This is a genomic window from Streptococcus cristatus (assembly GCF_001588905.1).
Taxonomy (GTDB): domain Bacteria; phylum Bacillota; class Bacilli; order Lactobacillales; family Streptococcaceae; genus Streptococcus; species Streptococcus cristatus_N.
Genome location: NZ_LAWH01000038.1, coordinates 1 through 11,909 on the forward strand (window position 1 = coordinate 1; position 11,909 = coordinate 11,909).

14 protein-coding genes, 1 tRNA gene and 1 pseudogene are annotated in these 11,909 nt (G+C 38.6%); 4 read left to right on the plus strand and 12 right to left on the minus strand.

From position 1 onward, the window contains the following. Positions 1–234 precede the first annotated feature (234 nt). Positions 235–307 (minus strand) — tRNA-Thr (locus A0765_RS08320). Positions 308–356: 49 nt separating this feature from the next. Continuing rightward, positions 357–926, minus strand: a complete 570-nt coding sequence (locus A0765_RS08325) for a GNAT family N-acetyltransferase (protein ID WP_062005963.1) — start codon at positions 924–926, stop codon at positions 357–359. A gap of 175 nt (positions 927–1,101) precedes the next feature. On the opposite strand from A0765_RS08325, the gene ald reads away from it, so the two are divergent. Then, positions 1,102–2,214, plus strand: a complete 1,113-nt coding sequence (ald, locus tag A0765_RS08330; RefSeq protein ID WP_062005964.1) for an alanine dehydrogenase — start codon at positions 1,102–1,104, stop codon at positions 2,212–2,214. A 188-nt stretch (positions 2,215–2,402) separates the two neighbouring features. On the opposite strand, the gene A0765_RS08335 is transcribed toward ald, so the two are convergent. The 10 genes and pseudogenes from A0765_RS08335 to A0765_RS08380 all read right to left on the minus strand — a co-directional run bounded on the left by A0765_RS08335 (position 2,403) and on the right by A0765_RS08380 (position 9,431). After that, on the minus strand, positions 2,403–2,963 hold the full coding sequence (locus A0765_RS08335; RefSeq protein WP_062005966.1) for a DUF3267 domain-containing protein: 561 nt from the start codon (positions 2,961–2,963) through the stop codon (positions 2,403–2,405). A 13-nt stretch (positions 2,964–2,976) separates the two neighbouring features. Continuing rightward, positions 2,977–3,669, minus strand: coding sequence for an ABC transporter permease (locus tag A0765_RS08340; protein WP_062005968.1), 693 nt, complete (start codon positions 3,667–3,669; stop codon positions 2,977–2,979). After that, on the minus strand, positions 3,662–4,495 hold the full coding sequence (locus A0765_RS08345; protein WP_062005970.1) for an ABC transporter ATP-binding protein: 834 nt from the start codon (positions 4,493–4,495) through the stop codon (positions 3,662–3,664). Before A0765_RS08345 ends, A0765_RS08340 begins: the two co-directional genes overlap by 8 nt. Positions 4,496–4,514: 19 nt before the next feature. Beyond that, complete coding sequence (locus tag A0765_RS10340; protein WP_239665864.1) at positions 4,515–4,667, minus strand: hypothetical protein; 153 nt, start codon at positions 4,665–4,667, stop codon at positions 4,515–4,517. Between the two features lie 37 nt (positions 4,668–4,704). After that, positions 4,705–5,448, minus strand: coding sequence for a DUF3169 family protein (locus tag A0765_RS08350; protein WP_062005972.1), 744 nt, complete (start codon positions 5,446–5,448; stop codon positions 4,705–4,707). A gap of 15 nt (positions 5,449–5,463) precedes the next feature. Further along, entirely contained in the window at positions 5,464–5,817 is a 354-nt protein-coding gene (locus A0765_RS08355) for a PspC domain-containing protein (protein ID WP_062005974.1), read from the minus strand. 165 nt (positions 5,818–5,982) lie between these two features. After that, a complete protein-coding gene (locus tag A0765_RS08360; RefSeq protein ID WP_005590740.1) occupies positions 5,983–6,189 on the minus strand; it encodes a helix-turn-helix transcriptional regulator in 207 nt (68 codons plus the stop codon). Between the two features lie 11 nt (positions 6,190–6,200). Beyond that, positions 6,201–6,622 (minus strand): annotated as a pseudogene (locus A0765_RS10770) (hypothetical protein). Positions 6,623–6,791: 169 nt separating this feature from the next. Beyond that, the gene (locus tag A0765_RS08375; RefSeq protein WP_257000842.1) at positions 6,792–7,754 is read right to left on the minus strand and encodes a hypothetical protein; all 963 of its coding nucleotides are present in this window, start codon (positions 7,752–7,754) and stop codon (positions 6,792–6,794) included. Between the two features lie 51 nt (positions 7,755–7,805). Continuing rightward, positions 7,806–9,431: a hypothetical protein gene (locus A0765_RS08380; RefSeq protein WP_062005982.1), complete on the minus strand. Its 1,626-nt coding sequence runs from the start codon at positions 9,429–9,431 to the stop codon at positions 7,806–7,808. Positions 9,432–9,547: 116 nt separating this feature from the next. Here A0765_RS08380 and A0765_RS08385 point away from each other — a divergent pair, with 116 nt between their 5' ends. The 3 genes from A0765_RS08385 to A0765_RS08395 are packed head-to-tail and all read left to right on the plus strand — an operon-like array spanning position 9,548 to position 11,776. Beyond that, positions 9,548–10,519: a hypothetical protein gene (locus A0765_RS08385; RefSeq protein WP_062005985.1), complete on the plus strand. Its 972-nt coding sequence runs from the start codon at positions 9,548–9,550 to the stop codon at positions 10,517–10,519. Next, a complete protein-coding gene (locus tag A0765_RS08390; RefSeq protein ID WP_062005987.1) occupies positions 10,497–11,306 on the plus strand; it encodes a hypothetical protein in 810 nt (269 codons plus the stop codon). Before A0765_RS08385 ends, A0765_RS08390 begins: the two co-directional genes overlap by 23 nt. A 2-nt stretch (positions 11,307–11,308) precedes the next feature. Continuing rightward, positions 11,309–11,776 (plus strand): hypothetical protein, encoded by a 468-nt coding sequence (locus A0765_RS08395; protein WP_062005989.1) that lies wholly within the window; start codon positions 11,309–11,311, stop codon positions 11,774–11,776. Positions 11,777–11,909 lie beyond the last annotated feature (133 nt).

An 11,909-nucleotide genomic window follows, 5' to 3' on the forward strand; every position in this document is an offset into this window, starting at 1 on the left:
TAACCACTGCGTCTTGCTCGACAATCCAAAGACGATCAAGAGGCTAGGACTTTTGTCCCAGACTCTTCTATCAAGTGCTAATTGGTAACATTTTGTCCTGAATTAACAGAACAAAAATCCTGCTTTAACATACTTTTTTTATTTTAGTTTGGACAAATATGGTTGAATTTTTAAATATTTTGGGGCAAACATAACAAAAACCCTTGTAAATAAAGGGTTTTCTCTGTGTATTTATGCTAATTGCCGGGATCGAACCGGCGACCTCATCCTTACCATGGATGCGCTCTGCCTACTGAGCTAAATCAGCATTACCTATCTACTATATCATGTAGATAGGCACTTGTCAATATTCTTTCTCACTTTTTTGCGAAATATTGCTCCCTAGTCAAATAGTAATGCAGCCACGTCACTATGCGTCCTTCCTCATGCTTGTCTAGTGATGCGTAAGGCTCTTCGTGGGAAAAGATCATGCCTGACTTTTGCATGACACGACCGGAAGCAGGATTGTCGATATCATGTAAGGCCACCAATTTGTTCATGCCGATTTCCTCAAAAGCCAGCTCAAGCACCGCCCGATTGGCCTCAGTCGTGTAGCCCTGATTCCAGTATTTTTTATGGATCACATAGCCGATAGCTGCCGTTTTCAAATCCAAGCGGATCTTATGCATGTCAATCGTCCCGATAAAGTCGCCAGTCTCCTTCAGCTCAATGCCCCAGCGCCCCAAAGGATTCGCCAAGTAAAACAAGGCAATATTATTGCGGGTTTCCTCTAAATTTTTGTTGGTTGCAAAGGTATAGCGAACATTCTCCTCGTCTGAAGCATATTCAAACATGGCTGGAGCGTCATCCAAAGTCACTGGACGCAAGATCAATCGTTCCGTCTCAATTCTGGAATGCTGGCTCAGCTTAACATAAATATTTTCCATCTCTTCCTCCTAATTTTTCTTAACAGAATAGCATAATTCCCCGTCTAAAACAATCCTTTTTTTCTTGCTTTTTGCGATAGTTTCCTTTAAAATGAAAACATCACAATAATCGACCTAGGTCCCTTTGTAGCCCTGCATTCAGAGATCCTAGCGTTAGAAAAAGGAGTAAAGCTCTATGTTAATCGGAATTCCAAAAGAAATTAAAAATAATGAAAATCGCGTTGCCCTGACGCCAGCTGGTGTGCATAGTCTTGTAGGAAAAGGCCATCAGATTTTGATTGAGACAAATGCTGGACTTGGATCTGGCTTTGCAGATGCAGACTATGAAAAGCAAGGTGCAAAAATCGTTGCCACTGCTGCTGAAGCTTGGGCAGCTGAGTTGGTTGTTAAGGTTAAAGAACCGCTGGAAGCTGAGTACCAATTCTTGCGTGATGACCTCCTACTCTTCACTTACCTGCACATGGCCGCTGCTCCCGAATTAGCCCAAGCTATGGTCACTGCTAAAACTACTGGGGTAGCCTACGAGACTGTACGTGACGGACAAGGGCAACTACCACTCTTAGTACCTATGAGTGAGGTTGCTGGTCGTATGGCGGTTCAAATCGGAGCGCATTTCCTAACCAAGCAGACAGGTGGCTCTGGCGTTCTCCTTGGCGGTGTACCAGGAGTGCCAAAAGGTAAAGTTACCATTATCGGAGGCGGTGTTGTAGGAACTCATGCAGCCCGTATCGCTCTGGGACTAGGCGCTCAAGTTACGATTCTCGATATTAGTGCCAAACGTCTATCTGTGCTAGAAGAAGTCTTTGGCAACCAAATTCAAACCCTCATGTCCAATCCATTTAACATCGAGGCAAGCGTCCGCGAAGCAGATGTCGTGATTGGAGCTGTGCTCATTCCTGGCGCTAAGGCACCAAAACTGGTAACTGACGATATGGTGAAGCAAATGCGCCCTGGTTCTGTCATTGTTGACGTGGCTGTTGACCAAGGTGGTGTTATCGAGACTGCTGACCGCGTGACAACCCACGATGAGCCAGTCTATGAGAAACACGGTGTTCTCCACTATGCGGTAGCCAATATCCCAGGTGCCGTAGCTCGCACTTCTACCATCGCCCTTACCAATGTCACCCTTCCTTATATTGAAGCACTGGCTGGCAAGGGCTTCAAACAAGCTATTGCAGACGACGCTGGATTGCGTGAAGGTGTCACAACCTATCACGGCCACATCACTAGCCGACCAGTTGCAGAAGGCTTGAATCTTGATTACACTTCTATTGACGAACTTGTCTAATCATTTTTCTCTTATATACAAAACCCGAAGGAACTTCTAGTCCTTCGGGTTTCATTTATTTTAAATTTGAATTTAGTATCACGCTACCATCCATTTAGGCAGGATCGACATTGCTCCACATCTTTAAATTATCAAGTATATTACTCTTTAATAGACATTTTACAAGAAGTATCTAACACAAGTGATTTCTAGCCCTGACTAGGCTCTTCTTTCTGGTAAAAGTTCATCCCAACCTCAGTATCCTCGACCAGAATATCATCAGTCTGCCCCAACAGCAGCAAAGCGATGTAAAAGTCACCAACACAGCCAGCTGCATGAATACTAGCTAAAGGCATGTAGAGAGTTGAACTGAGCAAGCCAAGCATGGCCAATAAGCTCAGAAGCAAGCTAATCAAAACAAAGGGAGCCAAACCAATGACCAAGAAGTCCTTACGATGGTAGAAGGTTCCTGGACTAGTCGCATAGGCCATCCCATTTTTAAAACCAAACTTAACCTTGGCTTTCCCTTTACCAAAAAACTTGAAGAAGAAACCGTGGATGTACTCATGGATGACGACAAGGATAAAGGTAAAAACTAACAAATAGGCAAGATCTAGACCCGAAAAATCATAATGATCGGCTCGGAAGATTAGCTGGGTCAATTTCGCAAAAAGCATGGAGAAAGGAAAAATCAGTAAGAGCCCCGCTACATTTAGACCGATTACATATTTCTTTTCTTCCATAAAGTTGATTTTTTTAATGAGTTTCATAAAATCTCCTCCATCATTTTCGTCCTTTACTCAAGACATAGGTGCTTGCACTGATAAAAATAAGAAGCCAAATCACCAAATTAGAGAAATCTTCAATTTTAAATGAATGGTCTCCTGTTTCAAAGAAGTTGATAAATGGATTCATAAAAGTAAAACGTAGAATGTGCTGTATTGTTTTATCAAAACTAGCAAATAGAGGCACAAAACTAATCAGCAACAGCGGAAATAAACTATAAACCTGAGCTTGTGATTGTGTCTTGGAAATACCACCAATAAAAAGATTGATTAAAAGGATAATAACAATAATTAAGAGATTAATCAAAAGATAGATAGGCCATTTGCCAGAGAGATCTACATGCAAATAATATGGGAAAAAAAGCAAGGCAAAGACTGTAAATAGGAAGGGATAAACCAACATGGATAAGAGGTATTCAGTAGAACGAACCCCGCTCAGCATTAAGGTTTTTAAATTGCGCTTTTCCTTGTCCTCTGCCATCATAATAGACACCATGTAGCCGCCACTCATAGCAAAAGTCATGGGCAGAATCATCTTCAATAGTCCTTGACCTGCATTGCCATTCTTATTTAAAATCATATTGTACAAAAAGAGGAGGCCAAAGGGCAGCAAGACGGACATGAGCAAAGAAGAATTTGTCAATAAAATCTGAGTACGCAGCCATGTGAGAGCTTTAATTTTTTTATACATCTAATTTTTCTCCTGTTAATTGAATAAAGATTTCTTCTAATGTAGGTTCGCAAGAATGTACTGTAATAGCTAATTTTAGGTCTTTTGTAGCCAATTCTGAGAACGAAATTTGCTCGGTTTCTCCATTTTCATAGCTAATTTTAACTTTCTTGGCTGTGTTATATTTTTGAATAATAGCTTTCGGCTCACCATATTCTACTAATACTCCCTTATTTAGCAAGGCCAGTCGATCACAAAGGGCGCTCGCTTCATACATATCATGCGTCGTCAGAAAAATGGTTGTTCCCTTTTTCTTCAGCTCAAGCAAAAGCTCATGAATCACCTTGGAAGTACGAGGATCAAGTCCACTCGTTGGCTCATCCAAGAATAAGACTTCAGGATCATTTAAAAGAGCCCGGGCTAGAAACATCCGCTGCTTCATACCTGTCGAAAGTTTCTCTGCTACAATATTTTTGCTTTCTAACAAACCAACCTGCTCTAAAACTTCATCTATCCGCTCATTTTTTAAATAGTATAATTTCGCATATATCTGCAGGTTTTTATAGAGAGTCATCTTTTCATAAAAGCCACTTGTATCAGATACTAGGCCAATTTTCACCAAATCCTGAGCATTAATAGCATCTGAAGCTTTACCAAGGATTTTACTTTGACCATTATCGGCATCAAGCTGGCCTGTCAGGATATTAATTAAGGTTGTTTTTCCCGATCCAGATGGTCCTAAAAATCCGAAAATTTCTCCTTGATCGATATGAAAATTAATCTGTTCTAAAGCTTTTTTATCTCCAAAACTTTTAGAAATATTCTCTACTTGAATCACTTGTGACATAAGGCCTCTTCTCACTTTCTTACTTATAATAACGTTTAACGATTTTGTACTGGCTGACAGTAACATAAAGATAGATGACAGATACCGCAATCCAAGCCAAAATCGTATCCAGTTGGAATAGAAGATTTAGCAGTATCAGTCCAATATAGATACTAGGAAAGATAAAACTCACTAATTTCAGGTGAACTCCTTTTGAGCCGACAAACAGCTTATTTGAAATATCTTTTAACTGCTTGATAAGACTCAGCATTGATATAGACAAAAATAATGGTTAATACAATCATGCCAGATACGACCTGCATTGGTGTTCCAACTCCAAGAATAAAGAGTAAGACATAAAGGCCTGGAATGAGGCGCTGATTGAGGTTGAAGAGGGTCAAAAAGCTTTGTTCATAATGAGCCTGCAACTCCCCTTCATCATAGGACAGCGCATAGTCCTTCATCTCCTCAATGGTTGGCATAGCAGATAATTTATATTGACGAACCTTCTGAGTGGTTTTCAATACAAGAATTTGACCTAAAATCAAAGCAAGAAACAGTGCAATATCATAAAACGGAATGTAAATCGCCGTTTCTGACCTTAGTAGCGGACCTAGGTAGCTCACTCCTACAAAGAGGGTGAATAGAGTCAGAGCAGACGAGATATTATATAAAATCGTCGCATATTCTAGGGTTTTGAAAGTTTGACGATAGAGCTCATAGCTTCTGTCATCATCTTCTTCTCTCTGGTAAGCTCCGTGAACTTTATGCGTCTGATAGAGCAAGAAAAAAGTTACGGGATAGAGAATGATCAAACTCGCTCGACCAATGTTCTTCAGCAGTTCAACATTTAAGAAGGTCGGCCAAGAGAAATGCTCAAAATGAGCCATTAAAAAACTAACTACCCCTCCTCCTAATATAGCAGCAAGAATGAAGATGCCGATATTTCTCAATATTCTTTTCTTTGTTGACATTGTTTTCTCCTATACTTAAATAAGCGCAGTCAGCCAAGCCATGACTTGGCTAATAAAGTCAGAGGCAATTTCCAGTATTTCACGGCCAAATAAAGGTAAAATAATTAGCACTATCATTAGGAAAATAAAGTGATTTCTGACCTTTTTGCTCATTTTATCCCACAAATAATCCCTTTGCAACCATCCTGCCAGATAGGCATAGCCCAAGGCTACAAAAATCCCTAACTCAGTTGATGCTAGCACTACAACTGCGAAGATCAGACGAATATAAGCTGCCTTTATCCCAAAATAATCCGCCAAACCTGCACAGACACCAGCAATTTTTGCTTGTTCTTCGTTAACTTTAAAGTTTTCCATAAATTCTTGCATTGTTTTTCTCCTTGTTTTACTTTCCGTCACTTGCGGAAAAACACTAATATACTTACTCAACTTATCAGGATCAGACAAGTAATCGCTATGATATGAAAGCTTGCTAGACTTCATGACAAGATGGCTAGCATAAACTATCTACAATAACTGATTTTTCCTGACTACCTACTCTTCCTCCACTAGGCGAAAGACATTTTCGACACTTTCGTTGAAAATCTGAGCAATTTTGAGAGCAATGACCACGGAGGGCGTGTATTCATCCCGCTCCAGCAAGCTAATCGTTTGCCGCGACACGCCGGCTTTCTTAGCCAAATCAGTTTGATTCAGCCCGTCTCTGGCCCTCAGCTCTTTGAGTCGATTTTTCAGCTTCATGACAACACCTCTCAGTTCTCTCTTAATTCAACAGATTTGATATCGTCAATACGCATGAGCTTAATTTTTGTTTGACCTTTTTTATTGGTCTTACTCAACTTAACCCAATCGTCATCGGCATCAACTACCTCCCAGCAATCTGTCCCAAAAACTTCACCGATGATGATCGGTTTTTTCCCAATCATTTCTTTAAAAAAACGTGACATTTCTCCACTCCTTTCTTTATTTCTCTCTAAACGTTTCAACTTCCTTTTTACATTTTTCAATTCACTGGATGACATCAGCCACAAACCAGAAAATATCGGAAGTAGACACCAAAACAGTATCTCCATTAGTTCCTCCTTTTATCTTTTCTTCTTAACTTAAATACATTGTAACAGATTCTTTTCTTTTTGACAAGTATATTTGTCAAAAAAATAAAGATTTTTGTCATAAAGACTTGGATCTTTTACAAATATTTGAGAAAGATACTCTGAAGGCTGTGCAGTTGGTAAATCCAAAATAACTTTCTGAAGGCATAAAAAAAGCCCCATATGAAACCAATGAAAATCATCATTAGAAAGATTCATATGGAACGATCTTATTTGCTAAAAAGAAACTTGCTATTTCTCCTTGTATAGCTCAAGGAAATCCTGATAAGACTTTAAGATATGATCTTGATCATCAGATGAATAAGAACGATCTAGTTTAACATTTGTATAGAGGTCGGTTTCTCCTTCAGACGCTAGAAGTCTGATACTGGTTTCATAAGAATCTTCTCCAGTTACAACTAAACTCCAGCCACTAGCAAGTTTTTCCTCTATATTTGGAAATTGCTGGCTTAGTTTCAACTTTTTGATCTGTAAATTCTCTTCCCCTTGAATGAGGGTAAGGTTATGCGGACTGTTGAGCAAAACCAAGCCGTACTTCTCTAGTTTGTCATCTAGATTGCTAGCACCATAGACAGGATACTTGTCACGGATACTTAGGGGCTTAAAATAGTCTTTTAGATAAAAAGTCTGCCCGTTTTCAATGTTAGTATAGAGAGTATAGATAGGCTTCTCCTCATGAGCGTTCGAGTAGTCATTATCCTGCTTACCACCCGGTAGATAGACCTCAAAAGCAAAATAATATTGCCCATCCTGAGGATCTTGATAGAGCTGATGGCTAACTTTACCCGGTATGGCTTGACTATGCAGGTTTTGAGCCAATTGGACTAAATCGTAATCTTTATACAACGCTTCAACTTGATTAAAAAGCTTAATTTTGACATGGTTGCTCTGTTTATTGTCCTTACTAAAGGCCTGATAGCTATCGAAGTGAAAGGATTGATCAGAGTAATTCATTTCTTGCTGTAAGATATACTTATCAGACAAGATGGCAGAATTAGGATTTTTCACCATATAGATCTTGTCTGCAAGTTTTTCTATCTGGACTGCCTCATCTTTCGCTCTTGTAACTTTCTTTTCCTGGGATGTTTTAGACTGTCTTTGCTCAGACTGAATGGTAATTTTTTCCCTCTCAAAAACATAAAAAGCTAAAAATAAACCAAGTGTAAAAGCCAAGGTATAGCCAGCAACATTCAAAAAGATTTTATTTTGAAAGCATTTTTTTATATTTATCACTATCTTCTGCACCTATTTTTCCCCCGGAACTTTTACTTGACGAAGCTGCCCATCGATAAGGACATATATAATCCGACCAGACTGGATCATTTCATCGTGATTCAAGCTAGGCATGTCAGTTGTCTCAAACTGTAATGAATCAAGAAGTTGATGGCCATTTTGTACTAATATTTTGGTCTTCCCTACTGCAAGATTGCTGTTAGTCCCAGTCTGATTCACTGTCATCTGCCCCTCTTCAAGACTAAATATGGAGAAGATTTTGTACAAGAGCCCTTGATCCACAATTCCCTTAACGATATTCATATCGGATTCATGTACATTGTTGCTTGTTTTATATTGAAGCCAAGTGATATAGCGGGTCTCTCTCGGTTTATTGATTTTAGAATCCTCAATCATCCTACTGTAATCATTTACTGATTTTCTACCTAATTTATAAGACATGGTTGTGTCGATACTGACTTGATCAAACTGTACATCTCTTATATAGGAATAATTGGACTCCATAAAGCTTAGACTATCTATATGGTCTTCTAGGTTGAAATTCTGGAGATAAACAGGTCCTTTTTTAAAATCAACGCTGACTATTTCCCCAGTATTGATATCAAAACCGATAGGAATCATTCCTTCTACCGCATTAAGCTTGCCTTCTTCTTTCACCCTCTCCATGAAAAAATCATATGAAAGGGGAGTCGATACATCTTTTGTCTGTTTTAAAGCTCGGTCTGCCTCGTAATCTTGTTTCTGTTGGGCAGACCAAAAGGGATCTTCACCTGGATAATTGAAAAGATTGGCAAAATTTGAAACTTGTTGAGTTAGGTCTTCTTTATATTGAAACTGTGGGTAGATCGTAAAACTACCTTTTTTAGCCATTTCAAAAATATGAGGATATTCTTGGTAGAGATTGATCAGTTCTCCTCCCTGATATGGTCGCATTGTGATGGTATCATTACTAGCAATAACGAAGCTCAGGTTCTTCAAGCGCTCTGCAAAGACAGGATTGGCTCTGACAACCGATAATTCTCTATTAGTCCTGCTAGTGATTTTTTCCTCAGATGAAGAGCCTATAAGGCGAGTAATGCGACTTTCTAAGGTCTGTAAATCGATGATCAGTGAGAAAGTTCTCGCATCCCCATCGATTTCTTCCAGCCCTATTTCCAAATAGGGAGCCTTGGTTGGCGAGTCAAAGGCATCTATTTTAGCTGTACTGATGATCTTATATTTCTTCTTTTCTTTGAGAAGGATATCTCTTACATCGATCTTTCTCAGTGACTGAATTCCTTCATCCTCTTTGTAAATGTCAATTTGATAAAAATACTCTGATTTTTCTTTGTCATAAAATGCTTGTCCTTCAGAAGGATCCTGAGTTTTGGGAATGCGATAATTCTGAGCAATAATGTAGCCTTCCTTCTGCTGGACATCACCAAACATATCAATAGCCAAAGCAACATTTCCGATTTTTTGAAAATCTCTTACTTGCCCATAGGCGATTTGATATTTGGACTCGGTCAGTCTAACATCTTCCTCGTTTCTGGTTGTAAGATGAGGAACGAGAGATTGATAGTAGACATGATATGTTACAAAAGCGAATAGAAAGAAACTCGATATTTTCAGGATTTTTTTGAGACGTGTCTGATTCATATTTTTCCCTTATAAAACTATAATAATACCATTTTATCATACTTTTCTTTTGTGTTTGGCAGAAAGCTTATAAAAAATGATATAATAGTCCATAATCTATCTAAAAGGAGAATAGGATGAAGAAGCTAGAGAATTTCTCTTGGCAGATGTGGCAGATTTATGCTTTAGCCGCACTGGTCATTTTTGCGGTCGCTGGTACTTGTTCTTTCTTTTTCACAAAAGAAGCTGCTTATGTGGTAAAAGAAAGAAATTATATCTATAAAGGAAAGAATCAGCGTTTGACTGATTATACAACTATTGGTGAGACCGAACCAGAATTCCCTATGATTGCTCTTTCTTTTAAAGAGATCGACGAGTGGAGTCCGTATGATTTTGCTGTTGGACGGAAATTTTTAGCATTTCAGGATTCCAAGCAGTATAGAGGTAGACTGAAAGCAAAGGACAAGGAAGAATACTTCCGAATTCGTTATTACAAACTGGGACAAGAAAAAGGAGAAGGGCAAACGATTGATGTCTTGAAACTTGTTCAAGATATGGGCTATGTCACCATAGAAGGCAAGATGGATAATCTTATGTATTCTGATGGAAAAGATGAATATGTCAAAATCCAGATAAAAGACAATGATGAAATCTATGTAAACCTAACCAGTAAAAAAGCTACAAAAAAACAGCCCAAAGAGGCGATTCATTTCGGATATGGAGGGCTCTATCGAGTACTTTCAAGTCCATCATTTATTACAGGGATATATAAGGATGGTGGCGAAAATGTAACTACGGATTGGCCCACTTTGTTTAGTTACAAAAAGAACGCTTACCAATCACGTTTAACGGATAGTGATAGTAAACTAGAGGATAGCCTGACACTTTCAATATTAAAAGAATACGGCTTTATAGTCGTTTTAAAAGAAAATATGACCCTCAACGATAGTATTACCCTAACAAAAATGTTCTTCCCCGATGCCGGCTCTTTTTACTGGAGCATTGATAGGAATTATACAAAGAGTGGCGAAAAAGAAATAATCCGTACGGAAGAGGAGTTCAAGCAAGTCATTAAGGAGGAAGCCATTGAAAAAGAATTTAAAGATTGATACGGACAAGAGAAAAAGTTTCATGGTACTTGTATGCTTTCTAGTGGTCTCGTCTTTGTTTTTCTACCGAAATCTAGAAGCTCATCTCAAAGGCTTTTACGCCAATCGCAATTTTTTTGGAGAAATTAAGATAACTGGCTTTTCCTGGGCTGAAGAAATTTGGGGCATAGATGTCAATTATACCTATACTGAAAAAATTAAGGACAAAACCATCTCTGTTCCTGTAAAAAAATCGGTCCGCTTCAAACAATTAGTCATGCCTTATTACGACAAGATGGATGTAGACAAGTGGAGGGACCCTATATCTGAGTTAGGATCGACTTATGATGAATCTATCAGAGTATATGCGCCAATTCTTGAAAAAGCTTTAGAAATTCATCCTGAGCGAACTAAATTGGAAGAGTCTCTGACGAGAAAATTAAATCAGGCTTCACATCTAAAAGGGGGAACTGTTAAGCTGAGAAGCACTCTATCTGACAAAAATAGGTTTATTAAGGGTATAGCTTGGTATAGCGATCGTGTGGAAGATGCTGTTAGCAATAACCATTCTATTCTTAAAGAATTGTCCGATTTGCCTTTAAATGATGCCTTATCACATGGCGCAGTTTATGTTCAAATTATCTTGCCAGAAGGAAGATATGGGGAACATTTTTATCTAAGTGACCAAATCCAGCAGTTGTTAGAACAATTAAGCCTGCCAGATGGAGCCTACGTTCTAGGAACTATTGATGAAGCAGACGGTGATTTTGTCGTAGTTGAGCAAGGAAAAATTAGAGAAGGGAGATAGACATGTCAGACAATAAAGAGAGAAGGAAAGCAGGTTTCTCTTGGCAAAGCGGATTATTGATTGTATTTTATCTGGTCATCCTTGGCCTACCCTTTTTAAACGATGGATCACAACCAATTTATATTTTTCAAAACAAGGATTCTATTTTTTGGGGAAAAGATTTTAGAAATCTGATTAATTCTTATTTTTTAACTTGTTTTACCTTATTTTCCATTTTGCCTGCTCTAGCTCTTTTATTCAAATTCATTTTGAAAAAGAGAGGCTATCCTTTTATAGCAAGCCTACAATCCTTCCTACTTTTCATAGCTAGTTTTATCTTCATGATGTATACCCTGTTTTCTATCACCATTCAAAGGGATATTTATAGGCTAGATTGGGGCGTTTACTCTTGTCAAATCATTCTTCTAATTTATATTTTTAATGATTTGCACTTTCTGAGAGCTAGAATTAAAAGCAAAACAGAGAATTAGATAACAAGAGAGTGGGACAAAAGTCCTAGCCTCTCAATTGTCTTTGGATTGTCAAGCAAGACGCAGTGGTTGAGTGGGCTCTACTACGCTGATTTCATCAGCTTTTACAGCCCTACTCAACTGTGCGGAGGTG